We start from the raw sequence: 16,167 nt of genomic DNA on the forward strand, positions 1-16,167 counted from the left end.
CTCCAGCACCTCGTCCGACGCGTCCACCGCCGTCACCTCGTCGGCCCAGCGCAGGAGCTGCTCGGTCCACCACCCGGTGCCGCACGCCAGCTCCAGCACGCGCCCGGCCGGCCGGAACCGCTCCAGCGCGGCGCGCACCTCCTCGACCTCCGCGAACCAGCGCGCGCGGTGGTCGGGACCGCGGTCGTAGCGCCCCGTCCGCTCGAACCACTCGTCGTACTCGCCCGCCCGGGCGCGGTAGTACTCCTTCTGCTGCTCGATCAGGTCGGCCTCCGTGCCCACGCGCCCTCCTTTTGCGGGGTGATCCGGGAGGGTAGCACGGACCATCCTTCGTCGCCAGCACCGAGGGAAGATGGCGAAGATGGTCCAATCTCCAGGGAGATGATTGATCCGCTGCGGCGGGAGATCGGTGGTTGTGTGCGTCCACGTTGGGCGGTCTATTCACCTGCTCGACCGTGGGGATCCGACAGGAGGAGGGGACGGTGCTGGTGCGGGAGAGGCAATCGTTGGCTCAGCCAAACATCTTCGCCGGTGCGCAGTTCGACCGCGCGGCCGGCCTGCGGCGCGACGCGGAGTGGATCGCGGAGCGGCTGGCGGACCCGGCGAGCCGCTTCGCGCCGGTGTGGCAGCTGAAGAACCTGTTCACGGCGGATGGAGAGCCGCGGGTCCGCTGGCTCTCGGCGGCGGAGGCGGCGCCGCTGCTGGGGGCGTCATCGACGGTGTTCCTGGGGATGGACGAGGGTGCGGCCCGCTTCGCCGTCGAGGTCGTGCACGAGGATCCCGCCGACGTGGCCGCATCCGTGGGCGGCGAGTTCCAGGAGCTGCGACACCACGGTGCCGTGCTTCCGCCGCGCGACGCGGGGCTGCTGGCGTTCGCGCGCGGGATGATGCACTGGCACGCGCGCCACCGCTTCTGCGGCGTGTGCGGCGAGCCCACCGAGTCGCGCGACGCGGGGCACGTGCGCGTGTGCACCTCCGAGGCGTGCGGCGCCATCCACTTCCCGCGCACCGACCCCGCCGTGATCATGCTGGTCACGCACGACGGCCGCGCGCTGCTGGGACGCCAGTCGACGTGGGACGCCGGGCGCTACTCCACGCTCGCCGGCTTCGTGGAGCCCGGCGAGAGCCTGGAAGACGCGGTCGCGCGCGAGGTGTGGGAGGAGGCGGGGGTGCGGCTGGGCGAGGTCCACTACCACTCTTCGCAGCCGTGGCCGTTCCCCTCGTCGCTGATGGTGGGCTTCACCGCCGAGGCGCTCGACGACCAGATCACCGTCGACCGCGACGAGCTCGAGGACGCGCGCTGGTTCACCCGCGACGAGCTGCGCCGCGGGCTGGGCGACGGCTCGCTCCTGCTGCCGTCTACGATCTCCATCTCCTACCGTCTGGTGGTGGGATGGTTGGAGGGGGAGGAGTGACGCGCGGCCCGCGACTTCTTCGCAGCTGCGCCGCTCGGGAGGCCCTCTCCCCCCGGCCCCCTCCCCCAAAACCGACTGGGGGAGGGGGAGACCTCAGCACGGACGCGGGTTCGGCTCGTAGCGGCAAGTTGTTGTTGCAGTCGCCTCTCCCAGCCGGTTTTGGTAGAGGTCGACAAACGGGCGAGGGGCCGTCACGCCGTCGCCACTACCCGGCGCGGCACGACCAGCGGCAGCAGGAGCGCGGCGGCGAGCGCGAGGCCGGCTCCGGTCAGAAACGCCGTGGCCGTGCCGAACTCGTCCCACAGCACGCCGAAGAGGATGCTGGCCAGGAGCGCAGCCACGCCTGCTACCGCGTGAAACCACCCGAACGCGCTGCCACGTAGGGAGTCGGGAGAGAGCGCGGCCACCAGCGCCTTCTCCGGCGCCTCGGTCAGGCCGAAGAACAGGCCGTAGGCGACGAACAGCGCCCACGCGTGCCACTCGGCGGTCGCGAACGCGAAGCCGGCGTACACGGCGGCGTAGAATCCCCATCCGGCCACGATCGCCACGCGCGGGCCCAGGCGGTCGCTCAGCCGGCCGCCGATCACGCTCCACACCATCTTGCTCACGTGCAGCGCCGCCCACAGCAGCGGGATCAGCGCCGCCGCCACGCCGAGATCCCGCGCGCGAAGGAGCAGGAACGCGTCGGACGAGTTGCCCAGCGCGAACAGCGCCAGCACGCCCAGGTAGCGCGGCAGCACCGGTCCCAGCTCGCGCATCGGCGGCAGCAGCGCACGCCCGGGCGTCTCCGCGGCGGGGAGGGTGCGCGGCGGCTCGCGCAGCTTCCACAGCACGATCGCCAGGGTGAGCGCGCCGGGGATCACCGCCAGCGCGAAGACGATGCGCAGGCGGTGCGGCTGGTCGCCCGAAAGCAGCAGGAGGAGGCCGCTCGCCAGCAGCGGGCCGATCACCGCGCCGGCGTGGTCGGCGGCGCGGTGGATGCCGAATGCGGCGCCGCGCACCTCCGGCGGCACCGACTCGGCCAGCAGCGCATCCCTCGGCGCCGTGCGGATCCCTTTGCCCACGCGGTCGGCGAAGCGGATCCCCAGCACCTGCCACGCCGACGTCGCCATCGCGATCAGCGGCCGCCCCGCCGCCGCGATCGCGTATCCCCACACCACCAGCCGCTTCCGCCGCCCGAAGCGGTCCGCGAGCACCCCGCCGGCCAGGTTGAGCAGGCTGCTCGTCGCCGCCGCCACGCCCTCGATCACCCCCAGGAACGCGGGGCCGGCGCCCAGCACCGCGGTCAGGAAGATGGGGAGGAGGGGATAGATCATCTCGCTGGCGGCGTCGTTCAGCAGCGAGACCACGCTCAGCCAGAGCAGGTTGCCGCGCAGCAGCGGCGCCCTTGACGCGCCCGTCGCGGCGGGAGCATCCCTATGGGGCGTCGGCGGCATCAGAGCCTCCGCCGCGGCGCCGGAACGGGCGCGCGGCTGGACGATAGATCACTCGCCAACGGAACGGAGACCATCCGATGAGACCTCACGGATTCCTTGCATTCGCCGCGGCCGCGCTGCTCGCCGCGGCACCGGCGGTCGCGCAGCAGGCGGACAGCGCCCAGATGGAGACGGGGCGGCGCTACACGCGCTGGTTCCTCGAAGGCAACACCGACACACTGTGGGCGCTGCTCACCCCGCGCATGCGCGAGCGGATGACGACGCCCCAGCAGCTCGCCGCCTTCCGCGGCCAGTTCGCCGGCCAGGTGGGCTCGGAGACGCAGATCGCCAGCGAGTCGGTGCGCCAGGACGGCGGCGTCACCTTCTACGAGCGCGTGTCGCGCTTCGCCACCGCGCCGATCGCCTTCCGCATCACCATGGCCACGGACGCGGCGGGGAAGATCGCCGGGTTCCTGATCCGCCCCGAGCAGCCGGTGGCGGAGAGCCGCTTCATGGACTACACCACGAAGACCGCGCTCCGCCTGCCGTTCGACGGCGAGTGGTACGTGTTCTGGGGCGGCCGCACGCGCGAGCAGAACTACCACGTGATCGCGCCCGACCAGCGCTTCGCGTACGACCTCGTGGTGCGCCGCAACGGCGTGACGCACGAGGGCGATGGATCGCGCCTGGAGCAGTACTACTGCTGGGGCCGGCCGATCCTGGCGCCCGGCGCGGGCACGGTCGTCGTCGCGGTCGACTCGCTCGCCGACCTCTCTCCCGGCCAGCGCGACCCCGCGCACGCGGCGGGGAACCACGTGATCATCGACCACGGCAACGGCGAGTTCTCGCTGCTGGCGCACATGCGGCGCGGGAGCGTGGCGGTGCGGCCGGGCGCGGCGGTGACGGCGGGACAGAAGCTGGGCGAGTGCGGCAACAGCGGCAACACCAGCGAGCCGCACCTGCACTACCATCTCCAGAACACCGGCGTGTTCGGGCGCAGCGAGGGGCTGCCGGCGCAGTTCACGAACTACACCGCCGACGGGCAGCCCGTGGCGCGCGGCGAGCCGGTGCGCGGGCAGACGATCCATCCCTAGAGCGCGCCGCCGGGAGACGCGACGAAGCCCCGCCGTGGACGTTCCGCGGCGGGGCTTCGCGCGTGCGGCCGGTCAGAGAAGGACGGCGGCGATGATCACGCCGATCGCGATGGCGGCCACCAGGTACCACCAGTCGCGGCTCCCCAGCGGCGCCTCGGCGTTGCGCTTGGCCTCGGCGTCGGCCACGGTGCGGCGCACCTCGTCGGTGGTGGGGAAGAGCGACGGCGTGCGCTCGGCCTTCGCCTCGGACGCCGGCGCGGCGGGCGCGGGGTCGGTGGTAGCGAGCGACTGGGCACGCACGGGTGCCGCGCACAGCAGCAGCGCGGCGGCGGTGTAGAGCACCTTCCGCATGGATCCTCTCCGGCTCGGGGTTCGGTCGTCCCGTGGGCATGGGGCTGCGCCTGCGAGCCGTTGCAAACTCCGTGCGGGGTGGGTTCCTGCGATGAGGATGGCACGTGCCTTTCCTCGCAACGTCCGGCTCGTCACCGCCAGAAGGCGCGATTCCTCCAGTCCGCGGGGAAGCCCATGCTCGAAGGGTTCACTGCCGGGTAGCGGTTGATGAGCGCAATGAGTCGCCGGCGCCAGTCGGCGCCGTACCCGGACGCGTCCAGAAGCGCGGCAAGAACGACGGCGCGAGCATAGAACCACTCCGTGCTCGCGAACTCCGCCTTCAGCCGTTTTGCGGCTTTCGGCTGGTCGACCAGCATGTGGAAGTTCCACAGCCTGTTGTGATGCGCGCACATGTTGCGCAGCACGTTCAGCGATCGGAACCAGGAGAGCAGGATCGACTCGTCGAAACCGAACCGGAGTGCAATCTGTTTCCGCTGGGGAAGGCGCAGCCAGGAGAACAGGTGCGAGAGCTGCCCGTACGTCAGCGCCTCCATGATGGTCCAGATCGGCGCCAGGGGTGGATCGTCGTAAGTGGCGCGGTAGTGCTGGATTCCCAGATAACGGGCCTTGGCGGCGGCCTGGAAGAACTCGATGAAGTAGTCCGCCTTCTCGAACAGGGTATGGTCCAGGTAGAAATGCGGCCCGTGCGGCACCGCCACCTGGCTCACGATCGCGGCCCGGAGCGCCACTTCAACGCGCTCGATCCCGTCGAGGCAGAGAAGACGGAGCTCGCGGTCGAACTCGTACAGCGAGAGGACGTCGCTGAACGAGGTGCCCGGGATGAAGGCTTTGGGTGCACGTGGCTGCTGAAGCGGTCGCATGTAGATCAGCAACCGGTAGTAGCCGACGTATTCGAGCGCACGAAGGGCTCGAGTGGGATCCGGGATGACCAGCCCGCGGCTCCGCAGATGAGCCAGGAGGGCGGCCGGTGCGAGCGCGGGCTTGCGGTATCGGCCGGCCACGGTGAGGTGGAGGAACGGGAAAGAATAAGCCCCCTGGTGCGCGTTCGCCGAAGACGAAGAGGCGTGGGGGCTATGATTGCAGGGAATGTATACCGATCGTGCGGCGAAGTCAACGGAACGTCCACCCCTTGGAACCGTTGGGGAAATCAGAGAACGCCGCCCACGATTGCCTCCTCGATAGATTTTTCCCGGTCCACCTCGGCATCGCTGCAAAGGCTTTGTATCAACCGACTTGAACGCGACTCAGTTGACGAAACCCGCTGCCGGTGCCATACTCCGATAGGGCGTCGGATCGGACGCTCGATCTTCTTCCCGCCGGCGCACCGCCCGGCGGGAATTGCTTTCCCCCGGTGCACCGCCGCGGCTCTCCCTACAGACCTTACCGCCCATGATCGCCGGGATCGTGCTGGCCGCCGGGCGCTCGCGCCGGATGGGGCAGCCCAAGGCGTTCCTCCGGCTGGGCGGAGCGACCTTCCTGGAGCGTGCCGTCGCCGCGCTGCGGGAGGGGGGATGCGGCGAGGTGGTGGTCGTCGCCGGGCCGCGGGACGACGCCGCGGCGCGCGAGATCGCCGATGCGGCGGCGCAGCTGGGCGCGCGGGTGGCGGTGAATCCGGATGCCGGCTCGGAGCAGGTGGACTCGCTCCGGGCCGCGCTGCGTGCGCTGGGCCGCGACGTCGCCGCCGCGGTGGTGATCCCCGTCGACGTTCCCGGCGTCTCCGCGGACGGGGTGCGGGCGGTGGTCGAGGCGTTCGGGCGGGGCGATCCCCCTCCCCCGATCGTGCAGCCGTTCGACGGGACGCGGCACGGACACCCGGTGCTCTTCGCCCGCGCGGTGTGGTCCGAGCTGATGGCCGACCCTCTCCCCGACGGCGCGCGCACGGTGATCCACGCCTACGCCACGGAGCGCGCCGAGGTGCGCGTCGCCCGCCTCCCCGCGGACGTGGACACGCCGGAGGACTACCGCCGGCTGCTGGAGACGGAGATGGGGGTTTGACGGGGGACGACGCGGCGCCGCTCACCCTGGCCGAGGCCGTTCACTTGGCCCGCGAGGCGCTGGAGGGCGGCGAGCCGATGGCCAGCGTGACGGTGATCGATTCCCGCGCCGGGGACGGCTCCGCCGCGCCGCCGCCGGGGACGCGCATGGCCGTCTGGGCGGACCGCCGGCGCGGCACGCTGGGCGATCCGCGGCTCGACGAGCAGGCCGCCGCCTTCGCGCGCGAGGCGCTGGCGCCCGGCGCGCGGGTGGGAACGCGCGAGATCTCCGCCGGCGAGGTGGTCTGCGAGATCTACGCGGAGCCGCACCACGCGCCGCCCGAGCTGGTGATCGTGGGCGCGGGGCACATCGCCCGGCCGCTCTGCCGCGTCGGCGCGCTGCTGGGGTTCCGCGTGACCGTGCTGGACGACCGCCCGGAGTTCGCCACGCGCGAGCGCTTTCCCGAGGCGGCGGAGGTGCGGCGCGCGGACTTCGCCGACCCGTTCGCGGGCGTCCCCATCACCCCGCGCACCCACCTGGTGCTGGTGACGCGCGGGCACAAGTACGACTTCGAGGCGCTGCGCGACGTGCTGCGCCGCCCCACGGTCCCCGCGTACATCGGGATGGTGGGGAGCCGCCGGCGGACGCGCGCCGCGCTGGAGCAGCTGGCGCGCGAGGGGATCGCGCCGGAGCGCATCGCCGCCGTGCGCGCGCCGGTGGGGCTGGACGTGCACGCGGAGACGCCGGAGGAGATCGCCGTCGCCATCGCCGCGGAGATGGTGCTGCTGCGCCGCGGCGGCACCGGGCGCCCGCTGCGCGAGACGGAGCGCGTGTGGGAGCGCTGGGTGGCGCCGCGCGGCGATCGCAACCCGGAGGGCGGCGGCCCGTAGTATCTCCCGCGCGGCGGCCGTCCGGCGGCCGCGCAGGGAACCCGCGACCACGGGAAGGACCGTGTACCGCACCTGCATCTTCTGCTCGGCGGACCTGGGGACGAACGACGTGCTGGAGGCGTTCCCTGTGTCGCGGAGCATCGCCTTCGACGGGTGGAAGGGCCGCCTCTGGGCCATCTGCCCCAAGTGCGCGCGCTGGAACCTGGCGCCGCTGGAGGAGCGCTGGGAGGCGGTGGAGATGGCCGACCGCCTGTTCACCGACGCCCGGCTGCGCGTGCAGAGCGAGAACGTGGGGCTGGCCAAGCTGCGCGACGGCACGCGGCTGATCCGCATCGGCAAGGCACTCCCCGGCGAGATGGCGGCCTGGCGCTACGGCGACCAGCTGGTGAAGCGCCGCAAGCACTACCTGCTGGTGACCGGCGCCGCCGTGGCCGCCGGCGTGGCGATCCTGGGCGGCTTCGCGTGGCTGACGGCGACGGGTGGCGCGTACTCGCTGGTGAACGCCGGGATCCAGCTCTACAACCAGAAGCGGCAGCGGAAGGTGGTGTTCCGCCTTCCCGCCGAGCGCTCGCCCACGGGGAGCGAGGTGATGCTGCGCCGCTGGCACGCCGCCGGCTCGGTGCTGCGCCCCGGCCAGGTGGAGGGGATCTCGCTGGTGGTGCCCGACGCGATGCGGAAGGACCCCAAGACCGACGCCTGGGGGAAGCACCGGTACGTCTCCGAGCCGCTGGTGCTGGCCGACAAGGACGCGCGAGCGTTCCTGGGCCGCGCGATGGTGCACCTGAACGAGAAGGGCGCGTCGCGGCGTAGGCTGGAGGACGCGGTCTCGCTCCTGGGCGAGGCCGGGTCCGCGGAGGACTACCTGCGGAAGGCCGCCGCGCAGGGGCGCACGCTGGGCAAGCGCAAGGACCTGCCCGAGCGCGCCCTCGGCGCCGAGGGCGCGCTGGCGCTGGAGATGGCCCTGCACGAAGAGCAGGAGCGCCGCGCGATGGAGGGCGAGCTGGCGCTGCTGGAGAGCGCCTGGCGCGAGGCCGAGGAGATCGCCGCGATCGCCGACAAGCTGGCGGTGCCGGCGGGGACGGGGAGCAGTATCGGCTGAAGTCGGGATCGCGATCGGATCCCGGCCCCGGCTTCGGGCTGTGACGGGCGGTTGAAACCGCGGCAACAACGGCCCGAAGTCCGCCTTCGCGGACTCCCGCGGCTGCATCGGCGCGACAGGGCAGATTGCGGCTCCGCCACTGGCAGCGGCGGGTTGAAACCCGCCGCTGGAAGGGCAGGAAGTCCGCCTTCGCGGACTCGTGGTGTAGCCATTTGTTCATAGGAAGAACATTCGCGCGGGTGCCCGTCTGAGCCATGTACCGCCACTGCATCTACTGCTCGGCCGATCTGGGGGCGAACGAGACGCTGGAGGCCTTTCCCGTGGGCCGCACGGTGGCGTTCGATGCGGCGAAGGGGCGGCTGTGGGCGGTCTGCCGGCGGTGCGCGCGGTGGAACCTGGCGCCCATCGAGGAGCGCTGGGAGGCGGTGGAGGACGCGGAGCGGCGCTTCGCTGCCTCGCGGCTGCGGGTGCAGGCGGAGAACATCGGCGTGGCCAGGGCGCCGGACGGGACGCGGCTGGTGCGCGTCGGGCCCGCGCTCCCCAACGAGCTGGCGGCGTGGCGCTACGGCCGCGAGCTGCGGCGGCGCCACCGCTGGTTCTGGCCCGCGGCGGCGCTCGGCGCGGGAGCGGTGCTCGTGCACTTCCTCCCGCTCGGCGTGGCGGCGGCGTTCGCGCCCGGCATCTGGTTCGGCGCGACTCAGTGGATGGGCGCGCGGAAGAAGGTGATCCGCATCGCGCCGCACGAGTCGTCCACGGGCACGCCGCTGGACGTGCGCGGTGTGAACGTGGCCGGCGCGGTGGTCCGCCCGGGGATCGACCCGGGGAGCTTCCGCGTGGAGGTGCCGCTGGAGGGGCTGTGGGCGCGCACCTTCCGCTCGCGCGAGAGGCACCCCGTGGCCGTCGTCCACGGCGACGCGGCGCGGCGGCTGGTGGAGCGCGCGATGCTGCTGGTGAACGACCACGGCGGCAGCCGCAAGGACGTGACCCAGGCGCTGGCGCAGCTGGCCGCGCGCGAGAGCGCCGCCGCGGTGCTGGAGGACCTCACCCGGCACGGCGCCCGGCTCGGCGTGCGGATGGTGAGCGGCAGCCACGGCACCCACGGCGGCGCCCCGCTCGTCGGCGCCCGCGCGCTGGCGTTCGAGATGGCGCTGCACGACGAGACGGAGCGCCGCGCGCTGCAGGGCGAGCTGAAGCTGCTGGAAAGCGCCTGGCGCGAGGCCGAGGCCCTGGCCGCCATCGCCGACCGTCTGGCCGCGCCCGCGCTTCCGGGCGAGCGGATGGCCTGACCCGCCCACTGGGCACTTGGCACTGGGAACTGGGCACTTGCAGTGAACGAAGACCTGGCCGTCTACGCCGCCGCCGAGCGGGCCGCCGCCGAGGGACGCACCGTGGCGCTCGCCACCATCGTGCGCTGCCGCGGCTCCACGCCGCGCGGGTGCGGCAGCAAGATGCTGGTCGATCCCGATCGCGGCCTCACCGGCACCGTGGGCGGCGGCTGTGGCGAGGCCGAGGTGATCGAGGCCGCGCGCGACGTGCTGGAAACGGGCGAGCCCCGGCTGCTGCGCATCGACCTGACCGAGGACCTGCTGTCGTGGAGCCCGGCGGTCTGCGGCGGCACCTTCGACGTGTTCATCGAGCGGGTCGCCCCCGCCCGATGACCGTCCACTACCCCGGCCGCGGCCGGATACATTAGTTTCCCTGAGACCCACCCTTCACCACCCGGATGGACGCATGATGGCAACCGACACGCCGCTGCGCGCGGAGCAGATCTCCCTGGTCCGCGACGAGCTCCTGCGCTCGCTGAGCAAGCTGGAGCGCAGCCTCAAGATCAGCGGCGAGAGCGCGCGGCCGCGCGACCTGGAGCAGGACACGGTGGGGCGCCTGTCGCGCATCGACGCCATCCAGAACGCGGGGCTGACCGCCAACTTGGAAGAGCGCGAGCGCTCGCAGCTGCGCCAGGTGATGGAGGCGCTGCGCCGCATCGAGTCGGGCACCTACGGCGCCTGCAACGGCTGCGGCGCCGCCATCCCCTTCGAGCGGCTGATGGTGTTCCCCGAGACGCTGGCCTGCGCCTCCTGCGCCCGCGGGAGCTGACGCGCCTCCTCCCTCCCGTCTCCATCCCCCCTTCCTGGAGACCGATCGATGGGCTGGATTCCCGGACGTGGCATCCTGCTGCTGGCCGCCGCGCTCGCCTGCGCCGCGCCCGCGGCCGCGCAGCAGGACACGGCCGCGCACGCGCCATCGCACCCGCGCAGGAACCCGCGCGACCCGTACCGCGCCTGCCCCGGGCAGGACTCGGCCATGGCGCTCATCGCCAATCGCCCGCCGGTCCGCCGCCGGCCGCAGGGGATGAGCCCGGTGACGCGCGTCACGCGCGAGGTGGTGGCGGTCCGCGGCGGGGTGCCAGTTCCGGCCGCGGCCTCGGCGCACCGCCCTCGCGGCACGCGGCAGGACCTGCAGCTGCAGCTCCAGGTGGACGCCGGCGGCCGGGTGACGGACGTGCGGGTGGTGCAGAGCAGCGGCGAGCTCGAGGTGGACCAGAGCTTCATGGACGCGGCCCGCGCGCAGCGCTTCGACCCCGCCAGGGAGAGCTCCTTCCCCGTTCCCGGCTGCGCGATCCAGACGATCAACACCAGCGGCTGAGATTGGAGAGCAGGGCAGCGAGCGAGCGCGGCGCCTCCGCAACCGGGGGTGCCGCGCTGGTCGTTGGTGGCCGTTCGGGATCACGTGGCGGGACTGGCGGCGGTGGTGTGACGACGGGATGTGGCCGAAATGGAATTGGCGGGGTATCACTCCTCAGCGCACCGCTTCCCGGACATATTTCCCGCCTCCGCACCCTCTGCGTGGATGGGGCTCCGCAGGCGCAACCCGCGCTCCCCGCTGCAGGAGGTACCGATGGGCAAACGTGAGATCGAGCACCAGAAGCTGGCCCGGGTGGTGAAGGAGGTCGGCGCGGTGCTGCGGCGCCAGGCCCGCAAGCGGTGGGACACGGTACGCACGGCGGAGCGCGACGAGGGGAACCGGCACGTGTGGCGCTTCCAGCAGTCCGGCAGCGGCGACGCGCGGTTCATCCACGTCTCGCACGACGCCATCCGCCAGGGCGACGCGGCCACGCTGCTGGACCAGCTTCGCGCCGGACGGTGCTTCACCCGGCTGGACCGCGGACCGGAGACGGCGCTCCTGCTCTCCACCGGCGGGCGGCTGGAGGCGTACTCGGCGAGCTGACCGGCGCGGCGCATCCGAAGACGCTGTCCGATACGCGAAGGGACCGGCGATCTGCCGGTCCCCTTCTTTTTGATGTCACACGGAGGGAACGGAGGTAGCGGAGGGATGACGGCGCCGCACCGTCATCCCTCCGTTTCCTCCGTTCCCTCCGTGTGATTTCCTTCTTTTTGGGAGCGGAATCACCCCGAATCCGCGGTGGCGCGGGTGCGGTGGTAGTGGCGGCGGGCCTTGGCGCGGTTGCCGCAGTCGCTCATCACGCACCAGCGGCGGCTGTGGTTGCGGCTGGTGTCCACGTACAGCCACTGGCACTCCTCCCCCGCGCACTCCCCGATCCGCTCCAGATCGCCCCCCGTCAGCAGCTCCGCCGCGGCGCGCGCCACCGGCCACAGCACGCGGTCCAGCCCGTCACCCTCCCATCTCCACCCGAACCCGCCGCCCTCCGCCCGCACGCGCAGGTGCGCGCCGGCGACCGCGAGCTCGGCGTTCAGCGTCTCCAGGTCCGCCTCCGCCGCATCTCCACCCTCGCCGGCGGCGGAGAAGATGCGGAAGATCGCCTCGCGCAACGCCAGCGCGCGGGCGAAGACGCGCTCCGCCTCCGCACCGTCCGCGCGCGCGGCGGCCAGGAGCGCATCCACCTCCGCGTCGGCGACGATGCCCGCGCGGTTGGCCCACCAGGCGAGATCGTCGTACGACGACAGCCACTCGTTCAGGAACACGGGCTCGTGCTGCCCCACCGTGTTGGCGAAGTCCAGCGCCAGGTGGCCGCCCGCCAGCTCCTTCTCCGCGAAGGGATTCGTCTTCTCCATTGGTCCAATCTCCCGTTGCTAACCGGTAATATGGTACTTGACAGGTTAGATGTCCAGTGCTATCCTCTATCTAACCATCAAAACTCATTTTGATGGTTGTTCGAGGAATCAAGCCGGGAGGACCCGATGCATCCGGACGACGCAGTCGACCTTGCCCTGCAGGACCTTCGCTCGCTGACGCACCCCGCCGCGGTGGATGGCCGGATCGCCGCGCGGACGCCCTCGCTGCTGCGCGCGGTTTGGCGCCGCTACGTGGACGGGTGGAAGTGGTACGCGGCCTCGGAGCTGGCCGTACCCGAGCCCGCCGCGGCGTTCCCGCTCCGCCGCGCGTCCGTGCCCGCGCCCGCGGCGACGCGGCGGCGCGCGGGTGGGATCACCTTCAATTGCGCGCACCCGCGCTTCGAGCTGCTGTTCGGCGGCCGCACGCTGGCGGGGCTGCGGTGATCGCGCGGCGGGTGCGCGCGCTGGGCGCGAAGCGATTGGGGGCCTACGCGGCCACCTGGATCATCTGGGGATCGACCTACCTGGCCATCCGCACCGCCGTGGCGGTCGTCCCCCCGTTCCTGCTGGCCGGCGTGCGCTCGGTCCTGGCGGGATCGATCCTGGTCGGCTGGGCGCTGCTGCAGCGCGACGAGCGGCCCCGGCGCGGCCAGGTCTTCGCCGCGCTGGCGACGGGCGTGCTCTTCTTCCTGATCGGCCACGGCGGCCTGTTCTGGGCGGAGCAGCGCGTCGCGTCGGGCCCGGCGGCGCTGATGATCGCCACCGAGCACTTCTGGGTGCTGCTGGCCGGCTCGCTGCTGGGGATCGTCGCCGCCACGTGGCGCGCGTGGGCGGGCGTGGCCATCGGCCTGGGCGGCGTGGCGCTGCTGGTGGGGAGCGGGACGGGGGGGATCGACCCGGTCGGCGCGGCCGTGCTGATCGTCTCCGCCGCGGCGTGGGGACTGGGGACGCTGTACTTCACCGGGCCGCGCAAGCCGAAGAGCCAGCCGTACGCGGCGGGGATCCCGCTGCTGGGCGGCGGCGTGCTCCTCCTCGCCGCCTCCGCCATCTCCGGCGAGACGGCGCGGTTCAGCGTGGCGGACGTGACGCCGGTGGCCGCGGGGGCGCTGCTCTATCTCGTGCTCTTCGGCTCGGTGGTCGCCTTCACCGCGTACAGCTGGCTGGTGGAGCGCGAGGGACCCAGCCGCGCGCTCAGCTTCACCTACGTCAACCCGCTCGTGGCCGTCCTGCTCGGGGCCGCCTTCCTCAGCGAGCCGCTGACCTGGCGCATCGCGCTGGCGGCGGGCGCCATCGTCGCCTCGGTGGTGCTCATCATCACGGGGACGAAGACGTCGACGTCCACCGCGTCGCCCGCGGTGACGCCCGCGCCGGTGCCGGTGGCTAAGCGGCGTCGGCCCACGCATCTCAGGGCGAGGCGGGCATGATCGCGCGTATCTGGCGCGGCGAGACGCGCGCGGAGGACGGGGACGCGTACGCCCTCTATCTCCGCAAGACCGGCGAGGCGGAGTGCCGCGCCGTCCCCGGCAACCGCGGCGTGATGATCCTGCGCGGCCCCTCATCCCCCCGGCCCCCTTCTCCCGAACCGCAGGAGAAGGGGGAGAACGACGAACGCACGGAGTTCGTCTTCGTCTCCTTCTGGGACTCGATGGATGCGGTGCGCGCCTTCAGTGGCGAGGAGACGGAGCGCGCCCGCTACTATCCCGAGGACGAGCGCTGGCTGCTTTCGCTCGATCCCGAGGTGCGGCACTTCGAGGTGGCGAGCGCGGATCCGCCGCTCTTCGCAAGCTGATCCGCGACTGAGTAGCAGTTGGAGACGATAAAATTTCACTGATGCGAGACTTCCTGCAATTTGCAGCAGCGGGAGAGATGCGGCGGCGTGGCATCTCTCCCGCTATCTCGTTGAATAACAATGAATTACGCCCGTGCCGCGAAAGCGGAACGGGCGTTGCCTTAGTACGGGGCAAGTCGAAAGACTGCATCCTGCGGCGGGGGGCCGCGGATGCGAGGGAAAGGGTGGCCGGGGAGCGACGGTGTGGGGACGCTCTCCCGGTCACCCTTTCATTTCCCCCTCATCGAGGTACGCAAGTGTTTGCGATCACTCGACTTGCGCGAGGATGAGGGGGAAATTCCCGCGTCAGGTGGGGAACGAGAAGGTTGACCTCCCGGCGGAGGGGGCTTATCATGGCCCCTCCGCATCACTTACACGGATCGGGCCGCCTCGCGGCGCTCGTCAGCAGCAGCAAGCCTGACATGCCAGGATCTCGCTGGACGCTCATGCTCGTCCCGCACGACAACGAGCGCGTCCGCTCCTTCCAGGTCTCGTGGAAAGACGTCCGGGCCGTGGTCTCGGCCTTCCTTCTCGTCGTATTCCTGCTCGGCACCTTCACCGTAGCCTTCTTCGTCAAGCAGAGCCAGCACGTCCGCTCCGGCGCCCTCCGGCACGAGAACGAGCTGCTGGCCGCCGAGGTCGACCAGATGCGCCAGGAGATGGAGCAGCTCAACCGCTCCATCGAGACGCTGGGGCAGAAGGACGAGCAGTACCGCGTGATGAGCGGGCTGAACGCGCTGGGGCCCGACGTGCGCCACACCAGCGGCGGCGCCAACCAGAGCGTGGCCGAGCAGGCGCTGATGCGGCTGAACCCCGAGGTGGGCGGCCGGCTGACGGCGGCCAGCACCAACCTCGACGCGCTCGCCCGCCGCGCGGCGCAGCTGCGCGCCAGCATGGACCAGGCGCTGTCGGCGCTGCAGCGCAACCGCGACCGCCTGGCCTCGACGCCCACCATCGCCCCCGCCAAGGGGCCGCTCTCCTCGCTGTTCAGCCCCGGCCGCTACCACCCCGTCCTGCGCATCACCCGCCCGCACAAGGGAATCGACATCGCCGCGCGCGTGGGCGAGCCGATCATGGCACCGGCGCGCGGGGTCGTGCGCTTCGCGGGGAACAAGGGGAACGGCTACGGCAACATGGTGGAGATCGACCACGGCTACGGCTACGTGACGCGCTTCGCCCACGCCAGCCGTCTCCTGGTCCACACCGGGCAGGAGGTCAAGCGCGGCGACCTGATCGCCCTGGTCGGCGCCACCGGCCTGGTCAGCGGCCCGCACCTGCACTACGAGGTGGAGATCGAGGGCCGCCAGGTGGACCCGCTCAACTTCATCGTCGCGGACGCCATCCCCGACTGATCTCGCGCGAGACGCGGCCGGCCGAGGCCCTCACCCGAAAAAGAAGGCGAGACAAACTGCCGTCTCGCCTTCTTTTTCGACCTCTCCCAAAACAGCCTGGGAGAGGTAACGGCAACTCATCGAAGCACTTGCCTTCGGTTCTCCCCCTTCTCCTGCAGTTCGGGAGAAGGGGGACGGGGGGATGAGGGGCCGCTCAGAAGAACAGCCCGCGCGCCATCGCCGTGGCGGCGAAGACCATCGCCACCACGAGGAACGCCTGGATGATGCTGATGCGCGCGAGGGCCGGCGCGGCGTGCAGGTCCAGCACCTCGCCGCGAGCCATGCTCCTGCGCCAGCGGATCAGCGTCAGCATCGGCCAGACCTCCAGGCCGAGGATCAGCATCAGCAACGCCATCTTCACCAGGAAGGCGTTGCTCTGGAGGTAGTACGACGCGCCTTTCTCGAATCCCCCGAAGGCGCGGATCAGCCCCGTGGAGATCCACAGCAGCGCGGCGAGCCCCCACAGCCCGTCCGCGGCGAAGGCGCGCCGCAGCTCCGCGGCGTCGGGGGTGCCGCGAAGGGCGCGGGCGCGCGTCCACACCGCGCCCAGGCCGATGCCCAGCGCCAGCAGGTGCAGCGCGGCAAGGATCCAGCGCACCATCGTCTCCGTCTCCGTTCGGGTGGCCGATCGGCGATGCAGCGGACGCGTACATCATACACCACCGCCGAAGCGGGGATT

At 71.9% G+C, this 16,167-nt stretch carries 20 protein-coding genes; 14 read left to right on the plus strand and 6 right to left on the minus strand.

The annotated features are described in order from the left end of the window. Positions 1–282, minus strand: a 282-nt coding sequence (locus VF092_29740) for a class I SAM-dependent methyltransferase (GenBank protein HEX6751512.1), incomplete at its 3' end; no start/stop codon positions are given. A 224-nt stretch (positions 283–506) separates the two neighbouring features. Here VF092_29740 and nudC point away from each other — a divergent pair. Then, complete coding sequence (gene nudC, locus VF092_29745; GenBank protein ID HEX6751513.1) at positions 507–1,415, plus strand: NAD(+) diphosphatase; 909 nt, start codon at positions 507–509, stop codon at positions 1,413–1,415. A gap of 191 nt (positions 1,416–1,606) precedes the next feature. On the opposite strand, the gene VF092_29750 is transcribed toward nudC, so the two are convergent. Further along, on the minus strand, positions 1,607–2,851 hold the full coding sequence (locus tag VF092_29750; protein HEX6751514.1) for an MFS transporter: 1,245 nt from the start codon (positions 2,849–2,851) through the stop codon (positions 1,607–1,609). Positions 2,852–2,928: 77 nt separating this feature from the next. Between VF092_29750 and VF092_29755 the strand changes: the two genes are divergently transcribed. Further along, entirely contained in the window at positions 2,929–3,924 is a 996-nt protein-coding gene (locus tag VF092_29755) for a peptidoglycan DD-metalloendopeptidase family protein (GenBank protein ID HEX6751515.1), read from the plus strand. A 72-nt stretch (positions 3,925–3,996) separates the two neighbouring features. Here the strand turns inward: VF092_29755 and VF092_29760 are convergent, their stop codons facing one another. Together VF092_29760 and VF092_29765 are read right to left on the minus strand one after the other, a co-directional pair. After that, positions 3,997–4,275: a hypothetical protein gene (locus VF092_29760; GenBank protein ID HEX6751516.1), complete on the minus strand. Its 279-nt coding sequence runs from the start codon at positions 4,273–4,275 to the stop codon at positions 3,997–3,999. A 131-nt stretch (positions 4,276–4,406) separates the two neighbouring features. Continuing rightward, a complete protein-coding gene (locus VF092_29765) occupies positions 4,407–5,276 on the minus strand; it encodes an Abi family protein (protein ID HEX6751517.1) in 870 nt (289 codons plus the stop codon). A gap of 388 nt (positions 5,277–5,664) precedes the next feature. Here VF092_29765 and VF092_29770 point away from each other — a divergent pair, with 388 nt between their 5' ends. The 8 genes from VF092_29770 to VF092_29805 all read left to right on the plus strand — a co-directional run bounded on the left by VF092_29770 (position 5,665) and on the right by VF092_29805 (position 11,463). After that, entirely contained in the window at positions 5,665–6,270 is a 606-nt protein-coding gene (locus VF092_29770; protein HEX6751518.1) for a nucleotidyltransferase family protein, read from the plus strand. Next, positions 6,267–7,139, plus strand: a complete 873-nt coding sequence (locus VF092_29775) for an XdhC/CoxI family protein (GenBank protein ID HEX6751519.1) — start codon at positions 6,267–6,269, stop codon at positions 7,137–7,139. The genes VF092_29770 and VF092_29775 overlap by 4 nt, the downstream gene beginning before the upstream one ends. A 61-nt stretch (positions 7,140–7,200) precedes the next feature. Beyond that, positions 7,201–8,238, plus strand: coding sequence for a hypothetical protein (locus tag VF092_29780; GenBank protein HEX6751520.1), 1,038 nt, complete (start codon positions 7,201–7,203; stop codon positions 8,236–8,238). Positions 8,239–8,492: 254 nt separating this feature from the next. Next, positions 8,493–9,524: a hypothetical protein gene (locus VF092_29785; protein HEX6751521.1), complete on the plus strand. Its 1,032-nt coding sequence runs from the start codon at positions 8,493–8,495 to the stop codon at positions 9,522–9,524. Between the two features lie 42 nt (positions 9,525–9,566). Further along, complete coding sequence (locus VF092_29790) at positions 9,567–9,896, plus strand: XdhC family protein (GenBank protein HEX6751522.1); 330 nt, start codon at positions 9,567–9,569, stop codon at positions 9,894–9,896. A gap of 76 nt (positions 9,897–9,972) precedes the next feature. Further along, positions 9,973–10,332 carry a TraR/DksA C4-type zinc finger protein gene (locus VF092_29795; protein ID HEX6751523.1) on the plus strand — a complete coding sequence of 120 codons (360 nt, stop codon included), beginning with the start codon at positions 9,973–9,975 and terminating at the stop codon, positions 10,330–10,332. Between the two features lie 48 nt (positions 10,333–10,380). Further along, positions 10,381–10,881, plus strand: a complete 501-nt coding sequence (locus VF092_29800) for a TonB family protein (GenBank protein ID HEX6751524.1) — start codon at positions 10,381–10,383, stop codon at positions 10,879–10,881. Positions 10,882–11,133: 252 nt separating this feature from the next. After that, positions 11,134–11,463 carry a hypothetical protein gene (locus tag VF092_29805; GenBank protein ID HEX6751525.1) on the plus strand — a complete coding sequence of 110 codons (330 nt, stop codon included), beginning with the start codon at positions 11,134–11,136 and terminating at the stop codon, positions 11,461–11,463. A gap of 179 nt (positions 11,464–11,642) precedes the next feature. Here VF092_29805 and VF092_29810 read toward each other — a convergent pair whose 3' ends face one another. Then, positions 11,643–12,269 carry an ABATE domain-containing protein gene (locus tag VF092_29810; protein HEX6751526.1) on the minus strand — a complete coding sequence of 209 codons (627 nt, stop codon included), beginning with the start codon at positions 12,267–12,269 and terminating at the stop codon, positions 11,643–11,645. Positions 12,270–12,395: 126 nt separating this feature from the next. Here VF092_29810 and VF092_29815 point away from each other — a divergent pair, with 126 nt between their 5' ends. From VF092_29815 to VF092_29830, 4 genes are all read left to right on the plus strand, one after another. After that, on the plus strand, positions 12,396–12,713 hold the full coding sequence (locus tag VF092_29815) for a hypothetical protein (GenBank protein HEX6751527.1): 318 nt from the start codon (positions 12,396–12,398) through the stop codon (positions 12,711–12,713). Further along, positions 12,710–13,693 carry an EamA family transporter gene (locus VF092_29820; protein HEX6751528.1) on the plus strand — a complete coding sequence of 328 codons (984 nt, stop codon included), beginning with the start codon at positions 12,710–12,712 and terminating at the stop codon, positions 13,691–13,693. The genes VF092_29815 and VF092_29820 overlap by 4 nt, the downstream gene beginning before the upstream one ends. Then, positions 13,690–14,058, plus strand: a complete 369-nt coding sequence (locus VF092_29825) for an antibiotic biosynthesis monooxygenase (protein ID HEX6751529.1) — start codon at positions 13,690–13,692, stop codon at positions 14,056–14,058. The genes VF092_29820 and VF092_29825 overlap by 4 nt, the downstream gene beginning before the upstream one ends. A 461-nt stretch (positions 14,059–14,519) precedes the next feature. After that, positions 14,520–15,449 carry a M23 family metallopeptidase gene (locus VF092_29830; GenBank protein ID HEX6751530.1) on the plus strand — a complete coding sequence of 310 codons (930 nt, stop codon included), beginning with the start codon at positions 14,520–14,522 and terminating at the stop codon, positions 15,447–15,449. 193 nt (positions 15,450–15,642) lie between these two features. Here the strand turns inward: VF092_29830 and VF092_29835 are convergent, their stop codons facing one another. Then, complete coding sequence (locus VF092_29835; protein ID HEX6751531.1) at positions 15,643–16,089, minus strand: DUF2214 family protein; 447 nt, start codon at positions 16,087–16,089, stop codon at positions 15,643–15,645. Positions 16,090–16,167: the final 78 nt, after the last annotated feature.

Origin of the sequence: Longimicrobium sp. (assembly GCA_036377595.1) — a bacterium.
Taxonomy (GTDB): Bacteria; Gemmatimonadota; Gemmatimonadetes; order Longimicrobiales; family Longimicrobiaceae; genus Longimicrobium.